Source organism: Micromonospora sp. I033, from assembly GCF_053890995.1.
Genome location: NZ_JBSSLX010000003.1, coordinates 19,304 through 40,657 on the forward strand (window position 1 = coordinate 19,304; position 21,354 = coordinate 40,657).

A 21,354-nucleotide genomic window follows, 5' to 3' on the forward strand; every position below is an offset into this window, starting at 1 on the left:
CCCCCGACCGAGGACCGGCGAACGCGGACCTTTGCCAGACCCAGATCTTGAATAGCCAGGAATGATCATGTCGGTCACATGATCGGCACCTCGGGGGGCTAGCCTCGCTCACTGTGTTCGAAGCGGGCAGAATGAGCATGGGCAAGGGCTTCTCTGATCGAAGGGCTGGGCTGCAGACAGGACTCGCCCCCCGGTTTATGACGTGGGAAGGTTGAAAGGGCTCAGTGAGCGGCGACGATTCGGATCACCGCCGCGTCTTATGATTCCGTCATCAGGAGTAGCTCCTCGGCGATGGTCTTCAGGGCCTCGGGGGCGGCGGCTGCGAGGATGTGGGCAGGCATCAGCACCAGATCCTTTTGTAGCTCCGGCGGTCTTGAATCAAGAGGTGAAAAGACCGGCTGCCAGACCGGCGACCAGTCGGTGACCCGCAGGGCGGAGGCGACCGCCGCGCGGCGCCGGGCGAGGTCCTGAGCGGACTTGGCCACCGCCCAGACCCGCTCGTGGCGGTTGCGGAGTCTGGTGGCGAGGTCGGCGGCGTGAGCGCGCTCACCGAGGCGGACCATTGCGCCGATGAGTATGACGAGCGCGGCGTCATGCCACGGTTCGACATCGGTGGCGGGGGCCTGGGCCGCCTCGCGGGCCAGCCGGAGCGCCCGTCGCGGATCCCCGTTCGCGGCGGCGGCGTCCGCCAGCTCAGCCAGGAAGACCTCCGCCGGCCCACCATCAATGGCTCTGGCGGTCTGCTCCGCTCGATCGAAGTCACCGGTCAGCACCACGGCAAGGACACCGGAGTCGAACGTCACGACCGGGTTCGCCATGCGCCGGGCGACCTCCGTGGCGTGCTCCCGGTACGCCGGGGCGAGTGCCGCCGCCAGATGTGCCCGAACGCCGTCGGCATCGAGGCGGTCGCCGGCCTCTACGGCGAACCGTTCCAGGCGCTGAGCCATCTCCCACGCCAGGTCGACCTCCCCGCAGCCGCCCAAGGCCGTCAGCACCGGCGCCATGGCTGCCGCCCGCAACCATGGATCGGTCAGCGTAAATGCCTCCGCTTCCGCCCGGTTCGCCAGCTCGCGTGCCCGGCCGCTCTCGCCCAGCCGGGCGGAGAGCCCGATGGCCGGCGCCAGGCCCGAGACCGATTGGAGGTCACCGCTGAGCGCTCCGGAGACCTCGACGGTTTCGTCGATGAGCGCCCGAGCCGTCGGTACGTCGCCAACCCGCAACGCCGCCTCGGCGACGGCGCCGAGCGCGTCGAGCCGGAACCCTGGCTCGGCGATGGACATCGCTGCCGCTTTCGCTTCCGCCACGTCGGTTTTGGAGGCGGTGTCGACCACCGCCGTCAGCGCCCAGGCGCGCACGTACGGCTCGGTGATCCGCTGAGCGGCCCGCCGGGCCAGTTCGGGCTCGCCGATCGCCTGCAACGGCTGCACGAGGGTGGCCAGTTCGCGATCCATGCCGATCTCCGCCATGGTGGCCTGCTCGGCACGCTCCGCGTACTCGCCGGCGCGGTCCAGGTCCCCGGTCGCGGCGACGGCTTTGGCCAGTTCCGCCCACGCGTATGCCCGGTAGAAGGTCGGCTCGGCCGCGGTGATGATCTCCTCGATCCGATCGGCGAGGCGCCCGGCCTGGTCCCGCTCTCCGATCTCGAACAGGACGGTGACCAGGGGCGCCATCGCGAATCCGTGCCGGTCGGACCCGTCGAACGCGGCCTGGTCGCTGGCCTGCGCGGCGAACTCCCGAGCTCGGCCTCGATCGCCGCTCCTGGCGAGGGCGTGAGCGATCCCGATGAGGGCGTACGTGCGCCACCGCGGATCGTTTATCGATGCCGCTATCTCCTGCGCTCCGGCGATATCGCCGGCGGTCGCTAGCGGCCCGGGGAGAGCCCACGCGTCATGATCGTCACGCTTGCAGGAGCGGAACAGCTGCCGTACCCGCTCGTTGTCGCCGCAGAGCGCGTACACCTCCATCAGGCGGGCCATCGCCTCCACGCCCTCGGCGGCTTCCTCGGCCCGCAGCGCCAATTGCCGTGCCCGGTCCAGCTCACCGTCGAGGGCCAGCTCTCTCGCCACCCCGGTCAGGCCGTAGCTGCGCCAGCGCGGCACGGTGACGGAGTCCGTGATCCGCAATGCCTTCTCCGGGTGACCGTCGGCGGCGACCGCTCGTGCGACGCCCGCGAGCGCCCACGCCCGGCGGTCCGGGTCCGGCATCGACCGCGCGAGCGTCTCCGCCCGCTCGGGCAGACCGAGCCGGGCCCAGACGTGCGGCAGATTGACCTTGATGCTCTCCGCTCGTTTGGTGATGCGCAGGCGGTGCACCGCCACCCGTCCCAGACTCGCGAGGTCGCCGGGGGCCACGGTCTGGAGCATCTCCTGGACGGCGCTTATCTCCCCCAGCGCGGCGAAGTCTCCGCCGCTGGTGGTGAACAGGCGGTCGTGCCGCGCCCGGTCGGTGGCGATGGCGAGAATCCTGGGCAGGTCGCCGATCTCGTGCAGCAGGCGGCCGTAACCACGAAGCAGGTATTCCGGGGTCTCCGGCGGCCAGCCGCGGCTGCGGTAGCTGTCCGCCCACTCATGCAACCGCTCCCGGTGCTCCCGCAACGCGGCTTCCCCGAGGCGGTTGACCGCCTCCACCTGGATCTCTTCGTGTCCGAGCAGATACACCTCCGGATGGGTGTCGGGTCGCCAGTCGGCCGGTCGCTTGGCGAAACTGCGGCCTGTGACAGTGCGAAGGTGCTCCTCGACGATGAACACCCGGGTGCGCGTGAGTTCGGCGAGGTCCGGTCCGCTGAGACCACCTCCGGCGGCCGTGACCAGACCGAGCAGGTCCCGCTCCAGGTCCGACCCGAGCAGTAGCTGCCTGATCTCCCGGCGCATGTCCGTTTGGACCGCCGTCGCATGGGGCGAGGCGGCCAGGGCCCGCACGACCGACGGCCGTCGAAGGGGATGCGCCGCCGGCACGTCCTCGGGTACCGGCGGGTTCGGGCGGCCGGCGACGACGACCCGCACGCCGTCGGGCAACTGCTGCGGCAGCAACGCCGCGATGCTGTAGGCGTCCGGGCCTGCCGTAACCCCACGATCCTCGTCGAGCCCGTCCACGACGAGGAGGAGACGTTCACCCCGCTCCGCGCAGAGCCGGGCGGCGCGTGCCAGCCGGTCGCGGAACTCGACCTCGCCCGAGGCGTCGGTGACCGTCGGCATCGGCTCGTCGAGGATCTCCGACAGCTGGGCCAGGACGAACTCCAGGAATGCCGACCGGTCGGAGTGGCTCTTGAGCCGTGCGGTGATGAAGAACGAGACGACCCGTACGCTCGGTGGTGGGTTCAGCACGAACCACGACAGTAGCGCCGTCTTGCCCGACCAGGCTGACGCCTGCCACCACACGTAGGGTTCGCCGTCCGGCACGCTGCAGAAGTGGCTGAGCTCTTCCAGCTCGGTCTCCCGCCCCTGCAACGACGGCGGCGCTATCTGGGTGACCACGCTGTCGCGGTACAGCGACCGGCACGGCGCCGGCGGGTGCACGTGGATGTCGCCACAGTGCACGCCGGAGATGGCAACGCCACCGGCGCTGGCGGTGGCCGGCCCAGTGTGCGAGGCGTCGATCCGGCGTGGCATCACTGCTGTTCGTTGTCCTGGATTAGATGGTGGCGCCACTGGTTGCCTGCCCGCCGTCCGAAGCCTCGGCCCGACCGGTCTTTTCGATGTCGACGTGCTGGTCGGACAGGGATCGCCCCGGCCGCACCGCCAGCCCTGTGATCGCCGTCCCGGACGATCTCGCGACCGCCGGACCCGTGCCCGACACCCGGGTACTTCCGCTCGGCCGACGCAGTGCAGCCCAGATCGCGATGCCGACCGCGGCGACTGAAGCCAGCGCCGAGACCGCCCCGCCGAGCTTCCCTGCACTACTGTCGTCAACGAGCCAGAACACCAGACCCAGCACCGCCACTGCGGCACACGTCCCAACGAGGACCATGGTCGATCGCCTCATGACAGCCATTCTCGCAAGCCGGATCAACGATTGGCCCGCCCCTCATAGTCATCTCGAGCTACTGGAACGGCGCCTTCGTCTATCGCCGCCGCCCTGCTGGGCCATCTCGACCTGGACACCACCCGCGGATACACCTGCGTCTTCCATGACGAAGTGACCACCCGACACCAGCAGTTCATCACCCGCCACCGTGCGCTACGCGACGCCGCTCGCTGAATACCGCGACGTCACCGCCAACCAATGGGTCGAGTTTGAGAAGCGCCTCCAGCTACGCCAGGTCGCCCTCGGCGACTGCTTCCGCCCATACGGCACCCCATGCGCCCACGAGCATGCCTGCGTCCGCTGCCCCCACCTCCCCCTTACCATAGTCAAGCGCCTGCTCCGCCGCCAGCGCTGACGGATTACACACGTAGCCGGCTTGCTGCGGGCATAGCCGGCGAAGATGCGATTGACCCTGAGCCGGTGCTCCGCCAGCCGCGCCCGCCTCTTGCACCAGCACCTCGCCGGCGCATCGGTACGCGTGCCCGTTGCCACCGCCAGCTTGGGCCACGCCGCCTGGACCGATTTGAGCCGAGTCGGCGCGTTGTGGCAGCTCCGCGGCGAGTCCACTCAGCCTCGCGGACCTCGCACTCGCCTCTCCTCACTGGACCAATCGTCTCCACCCCGTGAGCTGAGCATGTCCGGCCGGAAAATCCGCATGCAGCCGTCCCGCCGCGCCGCCTGGCCGGCCTCCAACGCTCAGCGCGCTCGTATCGGGCTTCGGGGCGTGCGGTTCCTCGTGCCGAGTTCGATTCGGCCGCAGTCAGCGGCCGGCTGGAATGCCCGCCTCGCCTTTGCGACTTGACCTTCAGCGATAGGTGAGCGTGGATCACTAAACCCGCCGCTTGTACGGCGCGGGATGCCACTGGAAGCTCGGCCGCGTCGGTGCAGGACACCTACCCGTGGCCCCGACGGACGTAGGAGGTCCGACGCCATGAGCCTGGCCGTTAAGTTCGCTCTTCTCGCGACGAAAGATCTTGGGAAGAACGAGCGTGCCGTGGCTATCGCCATCGCCGCACACGCCAATCATGAAGGTAAGGCTTGGCCTTCCGTCGCCACCATCGCCAACTACGCCGGCTGCTCGGAGGGGACGGTGCAGCGATGCCTCACGAAGCTGGTGCAGCTCGGCCGCTTGGCCGTGTCCAAGGTCGCCGGGATCGCCACCCGCGTCTACCGCCTGGTCACCGGAGCCGGGCGGACGGGAACCGCCTCTGGGGTGACAAATCAGCAGGGCAGGGTGACAGATTCGGCCATCGGGGGTGACAGACAGGGTGTCACCCGAAGCCTTGAAGACCAATGGAAGGAAGACGGGCGGGCACCGAATCGCGACCGGTTCGGTGCGCAGAGGAAGCAGGCCCTCGCTCCGGCTTGCGCCGAGCGAGGCGGCACGGCGCCGCCCATGCCCGACGGTGGCCGCCGCTGCTCGCGTCCGGGGCACATCGGCCAGCCTGCTGGCAGGTGCATTCCCTGCCGCTCGGAGGCAATCGAGCGCGGGGCATGATCTCGATCGCGGCTTAGGTCATCGCAGGCCTCCAGGGTCATCGCCGCCGTCAAGACGGCCTCTTCCGCCGTCGTCTGCAAATTGGAGGGTCCGCGGAAGCGGACCCACGCGAATCTCGGGATGATGTCGGGGCCTGGCGGCGCGCGACGCGGCCTGTCGGGCAACTGATCACGACCTGCGCTACAGCATGCGACGGAGCCGGCTACACCCCGTATCGCGGTCGATCGATGGGCAGACGCAAGTCGGCCGGCGTAGCCGGGGACGACTTCACTCAGGCGCGGTCACGTGACTCAGGTCAACCCAGGGTGAGGCGTCCCTCTTGGTCGAACCGGATTCGGCCGCTGGTCACCGCGACGTGTAAGCCGTACCTGAGCAGCTTGTCGATCTTGTCGGTGCGCCGCCGGTAGCCGAGGCGCTCCAGCCCCGCGCGCAGCAAGCGCTCCTCGTCCACGCTCGGCACGTCCTGCAGAACGTGCACGAACGCGTTGGCAACCTCCTCGGGCGGCACCTCCTCGAACGCCCGGTGGTTGCTCGCCTGGGTGACCCGGTACGCGCGGTACGTCTGCGGGTCCGTCCCTTCAGGCCAGGCGTACCGCCCGACCGTGGGGTGGTCATACAGCCGGCGGACGTCGACGAGCGCGAGCACGGCGAGGCGCCGGTCCTCCCGGGTCCGCAGGAAGCCGAACCGGGCCAGGGCCAAGCGGGCGAGCCGGTGCTGTTCGACCGGCCCCTCGGCCGCGATGATCTCCCGCAGCGCCTCCCGGACGAGCCCGCGCACCCGCTGGTCGGTGGAGAGCAGGTCGAGGTCGCTCTGGTCGCCGAGCGGCGTCGGGGCGTACGGGACGAAGGGGCTGACTTCGATGGCGCCGGTCAGCGCCGGCGCGCTCGCGGCGGGGGCCGGCGCGGCTGCGGTGGCAAGGTCCTTGACGGGGGCGGGCGCTGACACGGTGGCGAGGCCGGTGACAGGTGCCGGCGACACTTCCGTGGCGGGCTCGGTGTCCTCCGCAACGCGTGGACCCGACAGCTCGACCAGGTGGACCTGCTCGACGTCCTCGGCGGTGCGGGGCGACGGCAGTTCGACCGTGCCGTGGGGCGCGACGGCCTCCGCAGGCGCGGGCGGCTCTGGGGCGTCGGCCCTTGCGACGGCGTCGTCGACGCGGTCGAGCAGCGCGGACGGGTCGTGGATCCACGCCGGCAGCCAGAACCGCACCACCTCCGGCCAGCCCATGATCGTCCGGAGCAGGGCGGGCGCCAGGTCCCGGTCGGCCACCGTCGGCCGGGCGCTCCAGTCCGGGCCGTCCAGCATGACGGCCACCTGCCAGCGGGCCGAGCCCGGCCGGCGTACGGCGAGGTCCACGGTGAAGTCGGACAGGCCGTGTGAGGTGCGGACCTCGTGGCCGCGGTCGCGCAGTGCGGCGGCCACTTCGTCGCGGATGCGGCTGCGCCGCTCGGTCCGATCGGTTGCCAGGTCGCCCAGCCGGTCGGCACCAGCGGCGGCCATCTCGCAGTACGCCCGCAGGTGCTGCGTGCCGACCGCCGAGGTGCGGGACAGGTCGATGTCCGACGGGTCGAAGGACGAGAACAACACCACCTGCCGGCGGGCCCGGGTGATCGCCACGTTGAGCCGCCGCTCACCGCCAGCCTGGCTGAGCGGACCGAAGTTCAGCGGAAGCTGGCCGGTCTCCGGGTTGGTGGAGAAGGCCAGGGAGAACAGGACGACGTCCCGCTCGTCGCCCTGCACGTTCTCCAGGTTCTTGACGAAGATCGGCTCGGCGACCGCGCCGGAGATCTGCTCGCGGATGATCGGGTCGGTGCTGTCCTCCAGCAGGTTGAGGATGAGGTCCCGCTGCTGAATGTTGAAGGTGACCACACCGATCGACTGCCCGGCGGTGGCCGGATCGTGCAGGCGTCGCGTGATGTCGGCGAGGACGGCCCGCGCCTCGACGTCGTTGGTCCGCGAGCCGCCCCGGTCGTACCGGCCGTCGACCCGCCGCCAGGCGATGCCGGCGGAGCTGCTCATGCCGGGCGACGGGAGGCTGGAGAGCTTGTTGTCGTAGTAGTAGCGGTTGGAGAAGGCGATCAGCGACTCGTCGTGGCTGCGGTAGTGCCAGGACAGCCACCGCTGCGGCAGCCCCGACTCGACGGCTTCGCTGAGGATGCTCTCCAGGTCCTCCAGCACCGGGCCGTCGCCCTCGTCGACGTCGTCAACGGTGTGGCTGGCCTGCATGAAGCTGGTCGGCGGCATCTGCCGGGAATCACCGACGACCACCACGGCACTGCCCCGCCCCATCGCGCCGATCGCCTCGGCGACCCGGATCTGCGACGCCTCGTCGAAGATGACCAGATCGAAGCGCTGGCTTCCCGGTGCCAGGAAGTTCGCCGCCGAGGCGGGGCTGACCAGCACGCACGGCGTCAACGCCAGCACGGCGTCCGAGAAGTGCTCGAACAGGTCCCGGAAGGACCGGCCGCCGCGCTTGCGGCGCAGTTCCGCCGCGAAGTCGGCGAGGCGGCCCCGTCGGTCGGTCGGGCTGAACGGGCGGCGGCGGACGAGTACCGAGGGCAGGCGCTCGGGCAGCGCCGACCGCAGCTCACCGGCGGCCGTCTCGAACTGGGCGATCTCGTCGTCGTGCAGTTCCGGGTCGAAGTACTGCAGCCCGCCGGCCCGTACCCGCTCGCCGAGGGAGGCGGCGGCGACGCCACGCCGGTATGCCTCCTCGGCGAACTGTCCGTTCACCTCGGCGCGCAGCAACTGGTCGCGGTAGTCGGTGAGGCCGGCGGAGGCAAGTACGTCGGCGTGGGTGAGGACGGTGGCCCAGCGGCGCAGCGGGAAGAGTTCCTCGCCGCGCAGGTCATGCAGCCAGGTCGCGCCGTCTCGCTGCCAGGCGTCGACCCAGTGCGAGCCGGCCGACCACAGGGCCAGCTCCGGCTCTGCGGAACGCAGCACCCCGCGCCAGGCCCGCCACCGGGAGGCGACCCGGTCCAGGAGGGCGGCGTCGACGTCGGTGACGCCGCGCTGGAACAGGTCCCAGGCCTGCGGGCGCCGGGCCAGGAGGGTGCGGCCCGCCCGGGTGGCCTCGATGGCCTCCGCCAGCCGCTGCTGTGCGTCCGGGTTCGTGGGCTGCCACGCCGGGATCCGTAGGCCGCCGAGCGCGACCGCGTGCTGGTGCAGCGCGGCGGCCTGGGCCTGGGCGGCGACCAGGCGTCCGGTGGTCACCTCGACGCGCTCGACGTCGAGCGTCGCGCTGGCGACCAGGTGCACGGCCAGCTTGTCGACGACGGCCTGTCGGCGCTTGCGCTTGCCGAGCAGCTTCTTCGCCGCCTCCTGCGCCTCGGCGTGCCAGGCGGCCAGCTCGGGGCGGGCGAACACGTCCGGCCGGAAGGTGGCGAGCTCACCGGCGAAGCCCTGGTGGAAGGCGGCCAGCTCCCCCTGGAGCCGGGCCGCCGCCGCGTCCCACCGCCGGTCGCCGGCGCGCAAGGTGGTCTTCCGGTCCGGGAGCATTGCGCGTACGGCGAGCCAGGCGCCGGCCTGCAGCTCCGTGACGGTTTCCGGGGTAGGCAGCGTGCGCAGCAGCCCAACCAGGTGGGGATGGGCGGCGAGGTCGGCGCGGAGGCGTTCGAGGTCGGCGGCGATCTCGGTGACGGCCGCGCCGTGCAGCCCGTCGAGGGTCCGGCAGCCGCTGAGCGCCCAGGGATGCTCGGGCCGGACCCGCGCCGAGCGGGCGGCCGCCGGGAACTCCCGCAGCGTCGTCTCCACCCGGGCACGTACCTCGGCGGGTGCGTGCAGGTAGCTGACCGGGACCGGGGCGGCGGGGCCGTCCCCGTACGCGAGGACCTGCTCGTAGGCCGACCAGAGCGACATCCCGACGGGGTTGGCGGTGTGGACCTGCGTCGGATATTCCGCCAGCGGGGCGAGCCGCGTCCGATACGCCGTTTCGACGGCCGTCCAGTCGCCGTCGCCGCCCAGCTCGTACTGGTCGAGGGCGTCGCGCAGCTGCTGTCGGATGGCGTTGAGTGACTGCTTGCGCCCGTGCAGGTCCAGCGCGAACGGTCCGAGGCCGATCTGCTTGAGCCGGCGCTTCACCACCTCGAGGGCGGCCTGCTTCTCGGCGACGAACAGCACCGAGCGGCCGGCGGCGACCGCGCGGGCGATCATGTTGGTGATGGTCTGCGATTTGCCGGTGCCGGGCGGACCTTCGAGCACGAACGACTGGCCGCGCTCGGCCATGACGATCGCCTGCATCTGGGAGCCATCGGCGGGGATCGGCAGGTGCAGCTCCCCCTCGTCCACGGCGACGTCGGCGTCGTGGTTCGGGCGGGCCGGGTCGTCGAAGGTTGCGCCGGAGGATTCCACCAGGTGCCGGACGACGGGGTTCTCCATGAACCGGGGCCAGTGGTCGCCGAGGTCCCGCCACATCTGGAAGGTGGAGAACTGCAGCAGCCGCAGGCTGGCGGTCTCGTCGATGCGGTAGTTCAGCCGGTTGTCGACCAGCCCGGTGTTGATCGCCGCGAGGGTCTTCGCGATGTCGATGCCGTGCTCGTCGAGGACCGGCTGCTCCAGCTCCGGGATCCGCACCCCGTGCTTGACGCGCAGCCACTCGATGAGGCAGTAGTTGGGGCTGGCCACCTCGGTGCCGTCGATGACCATCGCGTACGGGCGGCGGCCGCTGCCGCCCTCAATGCGCACCGGCAGGAGGAACAGCGGCGCGTACGCCTCTCCCCCGGTGGTCTTGGTGTGCACCAGGGTGCCGATGGTCAGGTAGAGGTAGTTACTGCCGGTCTCCTGCTCCATCGTGCGCGCCTCGCGCTGCAACGCCCGCATGGCGGTCTTGTAGCGGGCCTCGCTGACGGCACCGTAGACCCGCCGGTCGGTGCGCAGCTCCCGGGTGAGGATCTCGGCGTCGAGGTCCTGCGCCCGGCGCGCGCCGGCCAGCTCGTGCACGTGGCTGATGTCGTCCTGCGGGATGACCTGCACCTGGCGGCCGTCGTGGATGAGGTCGTCCAGCAGGGCGAGGGCGCCGGCGGGCACGTGCAGGTCCAGGCCCCGGCCGCGCTTGGGCAGGTTGAGCAGCGGGTTGCGCAGGCTCAGGTCGAGCAGGCACTTCCGCCACTGCTGGATGCGTGCCGGGGATCCGTCGGAGGGCTGCGGCACCTCCTCGCCCTCGTCGGCGAGCTGGCGTAGCTTCGCGGCGGCGACACCGGGCGGAAGGTCGAGCGACGCCCCGGCGTTGGGGGTCGTCTCGGTGTCGACGGGCGCGGGCGCGACCATCTCGTCGGCCGAGGGCAGCGGCTGGATGCCGGAGCGGTGGGCGAGGTGGACGTCGACGACGCCCTGCAGCCGGTGGCCCTCGCCGCGGAAGTGGCTGAGGCCGACGCGTACCGCCTCGGTGAAGGTCGCCGACTGGGCGCCGGGGCCGACGCGGGTCAGTTCGACCGGCACCGCGCGGCCCGAGTCGACCATCGAGATCAGCAGGTTGATCTCGGTGACCGCCGCGGCGCCGAGCCGCTCCTCTTCGAGGAGGAAGCCGCCGAAGGCGTGCCCCTCGCTGATGAAGATGAGCGGATGCAGCCCGGCCGCCTCCAGGCATGCGGCGTAAGTGACCGAGAGGTCGAGGCAGTTGCCGAGCCGCCCGTCCAGCACCGCGGCCGTCGTCCGCACCTTCTGGCCGCTGTTCTCGAACGACGCCGGCAGGGTCTGGTAGGTGATCTCCTGCTGGCGCAGCGCCTCGTACACGGCGCCGGCGATCAACGCCGCCCGCTCCGAGCCGTCCTGGTAGCCCTGCAGCGAGCCGGACCCGGTACGCGCGAGCAGGAGCTGCGCCGCCGACCGCAGCACGGCCTCGACCGCCCGGGTGTTCGGCTGCACGAAGGCGGCCAGGCTGTCGTAGAGGGCGGGGCTGTTGAACCACTCGTTGTGTGCGAGCACTCGTGACGGGGCGACCAGCGTCAAGGCCTGGCCATCCGCCTCGACGGTGAGACGGTAGTCGACCGGGAACGCCTCGTCGGTGCGGTAGAGCAGCGCCCGGTCCGGCGTGACGTCCCGGAAGTCGTCCCAGCCGGTGCTCGCCCCGGGCCGCAGTGGCGCGGTGAGGGTACGCGTCCACGGCTCGGTGAGAGCGCCGTCGGGGCCGAGTAGCTCCAGCGTGAGGGTCACGTCCGCCAGCGGTTCCGTGCCCCGGTTGACCAGCGTGAGGTGGCGGACCAGCGGTACCCGGTTGTGCACCAGGGCGGCGTTGATCGCCGGCTGCACGAGCAGCGCGACGGCGAGCTGGTCGTCGTCGGCGGTGAACTGCGCGAAGACGCTGTCGGACATGGGCGTTTCTCCAGGTGGCGAGGCCAGGAAGGGCCAGCCTAACGGTCAGCCGACCGGTGGATCCTCCCCCGGCCGTATGCCGATCTTGGTTGTCGTACCCCTCGGGCAGGATGTGCGCCATGACGACGCACCACCCGAACACCCGGCGCCTGGTCTACGGCCACGCCACCAATCACGACTGCCTGGCCTTCGTCGACGCCGACACCGCCGCAGGCGAGGCCGCGGAGATCAGGGCGCTCGCCGCCGCGCGTACATGGGGCGAGGCCCGGCAGGTGCAGATGACCCACCTGGAGAACCCCGCCGGCCCCGAATGCTACGTAGAGGACGACTACGCCGACGACAAGCCCTTCGACATCACCGAGCTGGGCGCGATCGTGGACGGGTACTGGCCCAAGATGGTCACGACGAGGGCGCTCGACGTGCTGCCGCAGGACCTGCAGGACCGGTACGGCGAAGTCGTGCTCACGGTTCACGACGGTGAGTACCTGCAGGTTCGACTCGACGGCGAGGCGGAACTGGTCGCGGAGCTGCGCCAGCGTGGCTACGAGTTGACCCGCGACGACGAAACGATCAACCTGCTCGACGGCGTCGGCATCGGGTGGTGACCGGCTGAGCAACGACGGGAAAGGCCGGCATCGCTTCCCGGCCGGCGTCTCCCGTGGCTCGCACTCACCGGCGGCGCTTGTTCAGGCTGGGAAGGCCGCCAGATACGGTCCGAACGCTGCCATCCGGGTTGCTCCGGCCCGGCTTCTGTAGAGCCTCGGTGACCCGCCGACCGGCGAGGTCGGAGGCGTTCAAGTTGACGACGTCCGACCGGCGCCAACTTCGCAGGCGAGCCAGAGCCTGCCCGCTGTCGGCGATGCCGGTCAAGGCACGTATCGCCGGCATAGCCCGAGACGGGTCGGCGAGCAGGAGATGGGCGACATCGGCGGCGCTCAGCTGGCGCGGCGAGGTGTTGCCGACCGGGACGAGTGAGGCATGAATCTTGCCGTTCTGGAGCCACAGCCACACCGGCCGTTTGCCGTCGCCAGCCCGCATCGTCGGGGTTGTCGACGTGGCGCTTCCTGTGGCGGAAGCCGGCTTGGACGGCGGAAGGCGGGCTGGTAGATCGGCCGGCGGCTGCGCCAGCCGCTGCGCCTGCTTCGGGACGTCGGCGGCCGAGCGGGACGTGGCGGCATCCCACGATGGCACATTGCCGGGTTGCGGCGGCTGGGTCGGTATCCCGTGCGCTTCTCGCATGAAGCCGCCGGCGACCGCCCACTGCTCCGGGGTGAACCGGACCGGGACGAGCTCGGTCAGGTACGGCGCCGACGGACCGTGAAGGGTGAGTTGCGCGCGCCGCTTAGCGTGGTCGGCTGCGGTGAGCGAGCCGATGTCGAGGACCATGGCCAGCGGTATGCGCCGGACGTAGGCCTTGTGCCACGGCAGCAACCGCCTGCGCCGGAGGACAAGGTGCTCCTTGTCGAACCAGGCGTCCCAACGCCGAGCGGCCAACCCGACCACCTCCCCGTGCTGCGCACCTTAACGGCGCCAGAATCATTGGTGCACTCGCCTTAACGGGCAGTTCAGGTGCCACATCGTCTGGCGGTGTCAACGGCGCTGGCGGTGGCCCTCGCCTCGATGAGGCCGCCTTTCGGTGTCCAGCTGCGATCGACGCTGTCGTGGCGGCCCTGACCGCTCGTGCCGCCATAATCGGCCGAGCCCCCGTCCCGGCCTCGCCGACGTGCCCGCCACCACCGGTGGCTGAAGCGCCCTAGCGCCCACTTGCTGGCCAGCCGCACCACAGACACGAAAAGGCTGACAGTCGCGTGACCGGCGCAAGGTCGCCTGCCTACCCGTCGCGGCGACGGTGGTCAGCCGGTTGGTGACGTGGTCAGCGACGTAGGCGCCGCGAGCCGCCCCCGCGTCGTCGGTGCGGTGCAGGCAGCGCAGGCCGCCGGACATCAGCGCATCGCAGAAGACCCAGTGGCGTGGCTACTGCTCGTCGGTGTGGGAAAAGATTCTGCGACGGCACACGGGTATCGGGTGCCTCGACGGGCCTCGTCATCTGGTACCGCTCCCCTGAGCAGAAGTACCGACACCCGGAGGATCGATGCGGGAAATCAAGGCGATCACGATATGCAGCAGCTCCAAGTTCTACGACACAGCCCAGCGCGCCGAGGCTGCGTTCCGCGACCTGGGCATGACCGTCCACACCCCCCGCTACGACTTCAACGAACAGCATGTGATCGTCGGCGAGTCGGACAAGATTCAGCTCACGCATGACTTCCTCGCCAAGATCGCGAAGTCGGACGCGATCTTCGTCGTGGCCCAAGGAGGACACGCGGGCGTGAGCGTGTGCATCGAGGTCGGCTACGCAGCGGGGCAGGGCAAGGCCATCCTGTTCTCCGAACAGCCGATGGAGTTCGCACTCCGGGCGCTGGTCGACGCGGTAGTCCCGGTCGCGGACATCGGCCCAGGGTTGCAGTCGCTCGCCAGGGACCGACCGCGATGATTGCCGCCATGCCCGGTCACTCGAGCCGACTGCACGGCCCGGTCGCCGAGGTTGTCGGCAGCCGCTTCGCCATTACAGAGGGGGCGCACCTGGACGGGCTCCGCGGTGGAGATCAACGGCTGCTGCATGGATCTGATTGCGTGCATCGGTACTGACGACGGTGCGGTATTGCAGAAAATCCTCGCCTGGGTCACTCCTGTACGGAGCGATGGCCGAGGCCGTCCTGCCGTTGGACGAGCCAACTTGTCCCGGTGTCTACGACATGAGAGTCAGCGGCGCAGCCGCCGGGAGCAGCGGCCGTCATGGCCGGCGCGGAGCAGACAGCGTCGGCCGCCAGGCATCGGCGAATCGCAGAAGACCCAGTGGCGTAGGTTCTGGTCGTCCTCGGCCGAGACCGTAGTTCCGCCCGCTTCAACCTGCGGCAGAACGAGCATCCACCGTGCTACCACCCGGGCGAGCCGCTGCGCGGCTGTCAGGTCGGCGGCCACAATGGGCACGTGAACGACCATCGCTGGCTCACCGCTCGCCCCTATCGGCCAGACGGGCCCGGCCTTGCTCGGACTGCCAGCGGTGCAGCGCGTCCTTGATCGTGGCAGTCTCTCGCCGACTAGCCTCGACGGTGGCGTAGGCGGCGGCCAGGTCGTTGGCGACCCGTTCGAGGAAGGCGTAGACGTCGCCGGGCTCCAGCCCGCGGCGTGCAATGCCCACCTGCTTGAAGCGGCGCTCCCGCACCTGCCATGGCAGCAGGCGAACGCGTGTTTGAGAACGGTCGAGCGCCGGTACGTCCGGCTCCAGCGGCTGATTCCACATGCTCATTTCGCTGCCATTCCTCTCCAGTGGATGGCAGGGGCAGGACAACCGCCCTCCGCCCACGGACGGACGCACCCCGCACTGGCACCACAGCCTCAAACAACGGCATAGCATCAGCGCTTCGATGGCCAGCTTCGAACACCTCAACGCCTAATGCAATGGCTCACACGAGGAGTCTTGCCCTAAGCGTTGATTTCTCTTACTGCAACCTCAAGAGTTGCATTTGAGCCCAGTTCAGCGTTGCATGGCGAACCGTCGAAGCTCCGACTGTCAATTTGACGCAGGATTGACCGCGCTGTGCCGGCAGGTCGGCGCGCGCTACGCCGACACCGCAGGAAGCCGGCGCGAGCCGCCCTCGCCAAACACTGCAATCTGCTGCTAGCTCAGGTGCATATATGAAAGCCGCCTATGGCGCGAAGCGCTTGGTGACGTCACGACCATGGGGAAGGACATCCGCGAGCCTAATCTGAACATCCATCCGTACCACCTCAGTGCCGGCCCCGAACGACGCCGGCATTCGCCACGTACGCCACATTCGCAGCGGCACCGCGGCATCCCGCTTTTGCCGCTTGAGGATGGCTTCCGCGGCGATGACGTCGGCATGACGGGCCTCGACCACTTCGACCACCTCCGCACCCGCCCGCAGGTGCTGCCGCACCCGAGGCACTCCGCCGACCCCGAATTTCTGCAAGCTGCGGTGCCGGACCAGGTACAGCAGATATGGCGTGTCTTTCAGCGCGGCGAAAGATCGATCGCCGCGCTCGGGCGGACACTCGGGGCAGGTCCGGCCGCGAAGTCTTTGCCAGGACCCGCAGCGAGCATGGACGCCCCAGGTTCCGTGGGACAGGTTTGCTTGTCGTCGCCCGCACCAGGGGAGGCCGTGAACGTCTCCCGCAAGATCCGTCCAGTCGTCGCGCCGGCTGCGGTCGAGTTCTTCGCCGAGGGTGACCGCGGCCTGGAACTCGGCAGCTACCCGAGCGCTGATGTCGTCCGTCGCAGTCAGGCCGGCGAACCGGCGAATCTGGTCTGCGAGGAGGGGCTCAAGCGCGAGCAGGGACAGTAGTCGCTCGCCGGCCGCCAGGGCCAGGCCCGTGGAGCGCTCGTCGAGGCAGACGTGGCATCTGGTCCGCCAGCCCGTGCGGCAGACCCGGAAGGTGCCGCAGCTTCGGCACCGGTGGACGTCAGCGCCGCTGCCTTCGGGCAGGAGGTTAAGCGGTTCCATCTGACCCATGACCAGGGACGCGCACGGGTGGCAGTGGACGAACCAGGCGATGTCTGGGCCGCGATGGCATGAGTTGGCCCGACCGTGAACGCCCTCGCTGCAGTTGACGCAGACGCGTTCAGCAAGCTGAGTCTCGCTTCTCACGCGGCTTCGTCATTCGTCCGCATCGGCGCGCTTCTTGATGCCGCTCCGGCCTACCCCGGCTGCGATCGCCTGTGGGGTGCCGCGTCGACCACCGGCCTGCCACGACACGTTGCTGTATTCGTCCCAGCGCTTGTCCAGTTGCGCTGGCACAGCGTGCTTGTCCGGGGTGACGGTGAAGTCGCAGCCGATGGCCTTCATCTGCATCCAGATCGCGTTCACGATGTCGGCATACTGCTCCTCGGTCACGCCGTCGAGTCGGACCTTGATCTCTCGCATCTCATCTCTTCTTCAACGTCAGGGCAGTTGCAGTCCGGGGCAGCCACTACCGCTGTGCTCGTCTCTGTGGCGCATCCACACCACGACGTCGAGGACCCGAAGTCGGCTGACGGCCGCGGGCAGGCCAGCCTGCGCGTGCAAGGCGTCAAGGCCCTGCGCCAGGACGCCATCCTCCTCACGGAGCTTGCCGTGCAGCCACTTCCAGAAGCCGGTCCCGGTGCCGAGGGCGCACGACACGACCTCGTCGTACACCGGCACGAGCTTCGGCCGTTTGCGGGCAAGCAGCTTGCCGGCGATGACCCAGCCCATGCCGCTGGCATCGCGCAGCATCCGCCACGCCTTGTCCGCGTGGCCGCCCTCCACGATGAGGGAAAGCGCATTGTCGGCGCCCAGCTCGACATCGGCCGGGATCTGCGTCAGCTGCGCCGCGAACTGCCGGCCGAGCTGCCCCTGAAGCAGGTCGAGCGCCCGATCGGGGCGTACCTGGACGCTGAGCAGTTGCACCGCGATCAGGTCGGCAGTGGTGACGATGTTTGCAAACTCTGGAAGGTCGCCGCCGTCGCCGAGTCGTTCGAACTGCCCGCCGGTGAAGGCGGGACCGCCAACCCCCAGGTAGTAGCGCTGGAGGTCGGGGACGGACCCGCGATTACCCAGCACGGCCAGAATCTCGGCGAGTGTCAGGGGCTCACTCATGTCTCTCCTCGGGTTCATCTGGTCTGGCTGGCAGCGGTGAACGACAGGAACGGGCTGGCCGTCCCGCTCCATGACACGGAGAGGGCCTCCCGCGCCCGGGTGCTGGCGACGAAGAGCAGACAGCGTTCCCTGAGCAGGTCGCTGTCGTGCTGCAGTTGGTCGACGTCGCTCGGCGTGACCTCCTTGGCAAAGGGAACCGCCTTGGCGGTGACCCCCACGACCGCGACGCAGCGGAACTCCAGTCCCTTCATCGCGTGCATCGTGGCGAGGCGCACGCCTTCAACGTCGGCGCCAGGCTGGTCCCGCACTCGCACCGCTGGAATGCCCGCCGCCGCGAGCTCGTCGTACACGGTGGTGAGCAGGGTGTTGAACCGCACGCAGACCGCAATTTCGCTCGGCTGGACGCCCTGTTCCAGCCACTCCCCCACCCGTCTCACGAGCGCCGCGATCTCGGCCTGGTTCGTCGGATACCCCTGCGCGTGCGGTCGCTTGCCGTGCAGCAGCGACCGGTAGCCGGTGAGGCTGTCCTCCCCCTCGCCGCCCAGGTCTTCGACCCGGGATCCGACGAGCACGCCCGTGGACCAGGAGAGGATCTCCTCCGTGCTGCGGTAGTTGATGCGCAGCCGGCTGCTGCGGCCGGCCACGGAGACTCCGAGGGCGCCGAGGGACACCCGAGAGTCGTAGATCCGCTGGTGCGGGTCACCGGTGATGAAGAGGTCGTCCGCCCCGGGTGCCACCGCGGCCCGCAGCACCCGCCACTGCGCGGGGTGCAGGTCCTGCGCCTCGTCCACCACAACGTGGTCATGCCCGTGGACGGCGAGGTCGGTGTTGCCGAGCAGCTGCGCCGCCTGAGCGCAGATCTGCAGGTGGGTTGCACTGCCGGCAGCCGACATCTCCTTGTGGAACATCTCGACGGCGTCCCACACCCGGTCGCGCTGCCGCGCGCCCAACGCCGACCCTCTCCCGCGGCGGCTCGCGCTGCGGTACTCCTCCCGGGTCTGCACGTTGTGGGCGAGGATCACGTGCCGGAACTCCTGGGCGAGGAACTGCTCGGTCCACGGCAGGTTCAACCGTCGGCACGCCCGCCGCCAGACCTGCCGCTCGTCCACGTCACCGATTGGGGTCGATACCCGCCCAGCGAGGGCCCGCACGGTGCGGTGCGCGAAAGCGTTCACCGTGGTCACCTCGACCCGCGCCAACCGCTCCTCGTCGTCCAGGAGCAGCGCAAGGTTCTCCCGCAAGGTCGCGGCCAGCGCATTGGTGTACGTGGTGAGCAGAACCCGGCTGTCAGGCGTACGGGAGAGCAGGTGCTTGACGCGGTGCAGCGCCACCACCGTCTTGCCGGTGCCGGGACCGCCCGTCACCTGGGCCGGCCCGTTGTAGGAGACCCGGTAGGCGACCCGCCGCTGCGATGGGTGAAGGAATACCCGCCAGGCGGCGAAGGGCTTGTCGAGGATCTCGGCGAGTTCGTCCGGCCGGGTCACCAGGGTGATCCGGCTCGCGGTGTTGGCGATGGCCACGGCCAGGCTCTCGCTCGGCTCCGGCGTCGCGTCGGCCGGCCGGCGCTCGGCCACGACGTCGCGGTAGACCTCCTCCGGCGTGAAGCCCTCGGCGAGGTACTGCAGCACCTCGAACTGGTCCTCGGGCAGCAGCGTGCCGAACGCTTCCAGCTGGCGCTTGTCGATGATCGTGCGTACGGCCCGCAGTACCTGGTCGTCGATGCCGAGATCACGCAGCACGGTGTCGGAGTACCGCGCGAAGAGCAGCGTAGGTGCCTGTGCCGCCGCCCTCTCAAGCGCCGGCGTGAGCTGCTCGATGGCGACGACGTTGCGGACCTCCAGTGCCCGCGTCGCCGTGTTCACCGTGTAGAGCCGCTTCGCGGCCCAGGTGTACGCGCCGTCATGTGGCACGACGTTGAGCAGCAGGAAGGTGTCGCTGCCGTCGTCGGGCGCCAGCACCACTCCACGCCAGAAATCGGTGATCCGGATGGTTCGCATCCGAGGATCGCGGGCGTTGTTCACCGACTCGAGGTGCAGGCCCTTGTCGGCGTACAGTTCGGCGATGCTGAGCTGCTGGAACTTCTCCATCGCCTTGCGTACGCCGGCCTTGACCGGCTTCTCCAGGACGTCGTAGCTCTGCCAGAAGCTGTTGGCGAAGGCGAGCTGCGGCACTGCGCGGCCTCCTGCTTTATCGGTCGAGGGCGGTGGGTGCGACCCTACCGGTCGCTTGCCTGCCCGGGCTCTTCGGCAATAGCGCGCACCTCCGCGCCTTGCTGTTGGTTGCTATGACCCCGCCGAACGAGGGCATCGTTAGAGGCTTGCAGGGTCATTTCGGCCGCCTGCCCGAGAGGTGCCAGGCAAGCAGGTCCGTTCCAGAACTCAAGTGGTCGAACTGTTCTATTTCCTGGGCTACATCGATGATCTGCTCGAGAAAACCCTCGTGTGCGCCGGTGTCGGGATCTTCCGTCGTGCCTCTGACGTACAGGATGATGAATGTCGCTGGACGCCGGTCGGCCTTCGGGCGGATGACGCGGCCCATGCGCTGAATCATCTGAAGCTTGCTTCGGCTTCCGGCGACGATGACACGGACATCGGCCTGTGGGACGTCGATCCCTTCGTCCAGAAGTCGAGGAGCGGCCAACACCTTTGCCTGCCCGTCCTTGAACGCCGCCAACCGCTGCTTGCGTTCCAGGGCATTCATGCCGCTGGTGATCTCCATCGCCTGCACACCGCTCGCCCGGAGCACCGCTGCCGCGTCTTCCGCGCTCCGCATGGTTTGGCCGAACACAAGTCCCCGGTCCGCGGTAGCCAAGACCGGCGCCACAACGGCAAGCGCTGCCTGCTTGTTCCGGCACTCGGCCAGAACCTCGCGCCGCTTGTTGAAGGCGTTGAGGTACTTGCGGGCGTCCCAGGCCGCACGCGAGTCCCCGTCACCGTCGGCGCTGAGGTGGTTGACCGTCGCCATGAACTCACCGAACGGTTCCGCCGGACAGCCGTGGTCGACAATCAGACGGCGCCGGAGGCTTCTCACGCGATCGTCGTACTCGTCATGAGCCTTCTGTTCCTCCGGAGTGAAGTCAACGCCCACGAAGGCGACACGGAAAGGCGCCAAGATCTCGTCGGCCAGCCCGCGATCGTAACTGCAGACCGCCACCACGCCACCGAAGAAGGGTTCCAGGTAGTCGATCAACCCATCGTCAGAGCGCTCGTACGTCGCGGTCAGCCCCAGCCGGGCACCGAAGCGCGACTGCAGAGCACGCACGAAGAAGGGCGTCCCATAGCGGTGCACCTCGTCGGCAATCAGCAGGCCCGGCATGCCGAGCGGCAGCATCTGATATCTGGCAGCGGAGTTCACGATGGCGACCACGATGGAGTGGTCTTCGAGCGCGTCCGCATGGCCGTCCCCGTGTCGACCTACAACAGCACCGCGAATGTCACGTCGCAACACGTCATACCATTGGTCGAGCAGCTCACGACCGGGCACGAGCACCAGCACCCTCTGGCCGGCATCCACTGCGCCCGCGGCTGCCAACACGCCTACAGTTGTCTTGCCTGTCCCGGTTACCGCCTCTACCACGCCTTGCCGGTTGTGAGCTCGCCATGCGGCGAACGCCTCAATCTGCCAGGCCCTCGGCTCCTTGCCGACGTAACACCGGGGCAGCGCTGGCGGCACTGCCGCAGGAACCGCTCCACCGTTCCTTGATGCGGCTGCAGTGAGTCGCCAACGGGGTGGTGTGGCACCGTCATGAGCGAAGGTCGCTGTGTTGGCGTACAACGTCCGGTTGACGTCGGTCGTGGTCAGCCCGTGCAGACCCATGCGCTGCAACCCAGCGAGCAATTGCCGCTTGTTCTGACCTGGCATCGCCGCCAGCAACTGCCATAGTG

General features: G+C 69.4%; 14 protein-coding genes. 4 read left to right on the forward strand and 10 right to left on the reverse strand.

Annotated elements, in window-relative coordinates; all coding sequences use genetic code 11:
* Positions 1-257 precede the first annotated feature (257 nt).
* Both ACW0Q9_RS01030 and ACW0Q9_RS01035 read right to left on the reverse strand, forming a co-directional pair.
* Complete coding sequence (locus ACW0Q9_RS01030; protein ID WP_456177738.1) at positions 258-3,608, reverse strand: hypothetical protein; 3,351 nt, start codon at positions 3,606-3,608, stop codon at positions 258-260.
* A 22-nt stretch (positions 3,609-3,630) separates the two neighbouring features.
* Positions 3,631-3,981 (reverse strand): hypothetical protein, encoded by a 351-nt coding sequence (locus ACW0Q9_RS01035; protein WP_456177739.1) that lies wholly within the window; start codon positions 3,979-3,981, stop codon positions 3,631-3,633.
* Between the two features lie 973 nt (positions 3,982-4,954).
* Between ACW0Q9_RS01035 and ACW0Q9_RS01040 the strand changes: the two genes are divergently transcribed.
* Positions 4,955-5,521: a helix-turn-helix domain-containing protein gene (locus ACW0Q9_RS01040; RefSeq protein ID WP_456177741.1), complete on the forward strand. Its 567-nt coding sequence runs from the start codon at positions 4,955-4,957 to the stop codon at positions 5,519-5,521.
* A 295-nt stretch (positions 5,522-5,816) separates the two neighbouring features.
* Here ACW0Q9_RS01040 and ACW0Q9_RS01045 read toward each other — a convergent pair whose 3' ends face one another.
* Complete coding sequence (locus ACW0Q9_RS01045) at positions 5,817-11,831, reverse strand: DUF4011 domain-containing protein (protein WP_456177743.1); 6,015 nt, start codon at positions 11,829-11,831, stop codon at positions 5,817-5,819.
* Between the two features lie 119 nt (positions 11,832-11,950).
* Here ACW0Q9_RS01045 and ACW0Q9_RS01050 point away from each other — a divergent pair, with 119 nt between their 5' ends.
* Positions 11,951-12,436, forward strand: coding sequence for a hypothetical protein (locus ACW0Q9_RS01050; protein WP_456177744.1), 486 nt, complete (start codon positions 11,951-11,953; stop codon positions 12,434-12,436).
* A gap of 64 nt (positions 12,437-12,500) precedes the next feature.
* Here the strand turns inward: ACW0Q9_RS01050 and ACW0Q9_RS01055 are convergent, their stop codons facing one another.
* Positions 12,501-13,325 carry a hypothetical protein gene (locus ACW0Q9_RS01055; RefSeq protein WP_456177746.1) on the reverse strand — a complete coding sequence of 275 codons (825 nt, stop codon included), beginning with the start codon at positions 13,323-13,325 and terminating at the stop codon, positions 12,501-12,503.
* Between the two features lie 598 nt (positions 13,326-13,923).
* Here ACW0Q9_RS01055 and ACW0Q9_RS01060 point away from each other — a divergent pair.
* Positions 13,924-14,325 (forward strand): hypothetical protein, encoded by a 402-nt coding sequence (locus ACW0Q9_RS01060; RefSeq protein ID WP_456177748.1) that lies wholly within the window; start codon positions 13,924-13,926, stop codon positions 14,323-14,325.
* Positions 14,326-14,594: 269 nt separating this feature from the next.
* Here ACW0Q9_RS01060 and ACW0Q9_RS01065 read toward each other — a convergent pair whose 3' ends face one another.
* Both ACW0Q9_RS01065 and ACW0Q9_RS01070 read right to left on the reverse strand, forming a co-directional pair.
* On the reverse strand, positions 14,595-14,834 hold the full coding sequence (locus tag ACW0Q9_RS01065) for a hypothetical protein (RefSeq protein ID WP_456177750.1): 240 nt from the start codon (positions 14,832-14,834) through the stop codon (positions 14,595-14,597).
* A gap of 7 nt (positions 14,835-14,841) precedes the next feature.
* On the reverse strand, positions 14,842-15,141 hold the full coding sequence (locus tag ACW0Q9_RS01070) for a DivIVA domain-containing protein (RefSeq protein WP_456177752.1): 300 nt from the start codon (positions 15,139-15,141) through the stop codon (positions 14,842-14,844).
* A 433-nt stretch (positions 15,142-15,574) separates the two neighbouring features.
* Here ACW0Q9_RS01070 and ACW0Q9_RS01075 point away from each other — a divergent pair, with 433 nt between their 5' ends.
* The gene (locus ACW0Q9_RS01075; protein WP_456177754.1) at positions 15,575-16,198 is read left to right on the forward strand and encodes a hypothetical protein; all 624 of its coding nucleotides are present in this window, start codon (positions 15,575-15,577) and stop codon (positions 16,196-16,198) included.
* A gap of 312 nt (positions 16,199-16,510) precedes the next feature.
* On the opposite strand, the gene ACW0Q9_RS01080 is transcribed toward ACW0Q9_RS01075, so the two are convergent.
* The 4 genes from ACW0Q9_RS01080 to ACW0Q9_RS01095 all read right to left on the reverse strand — a co-directional run bounded on the left by ACW0Q9_RS01080 (position 16,511) and on the right by ACW0Q9_RS01095 (position 21,343).
* Positions 16,511-16,777 carry a hypothetical protein gene (locus ACW0Q9_RS01080; protein ID WP_456177756.1) on the reverse strand — a complete coding sequence of 89 codons (267 nt, stop codon included), beginning with the start codon at positions 16,775-16,777 and terminating at the stop codon, positions 16,511-16,513.
* An 18-nt stretch (positions 16,778-16,795) separates the two neighbouring features.
* Positions 16,796-17,470 (reverse strand): DUF6308 family protein, encoded by a 675-nt coding sequence (locus tag ACW0Q9_RS01085; RefSeq protein WP_456177758.1) that lies wholly within the window; start codon positions 17,468-17,470, stop codon positions 16,796-16,798.
* Between the two features lie 14 nt (positions 17,471-17,484).
* The gene (locus tag ACW0Q9_RS01090; RefSeq protein WP_456177759.1) at positions 17,485-19,557 is read right to left on the reverse strand and encodes a UvrD-helicase domain-containing protein; all 2,073 of its coding nucleotides are present in this window, start codon (positions 19,555-19,557) and stop codon (positions 17,485-17,487) included.
* A 238-nt stretch (positions 19,558-19,795) separates the two neighbouring features.
* Positions 19,796-21,343, reverse strand: a complete 1,548-nt coding sequence (locus ACW0Q9_RS01095; protein ID WP_456177760.1) for a DEAD/DEAH box helicase — start codon at positions 21,341-21,343, stop codon at positions 19,796-19,798.
* Between the last annotated feature and the right edge of the window lie 11 nt (positions 21,344-21,354).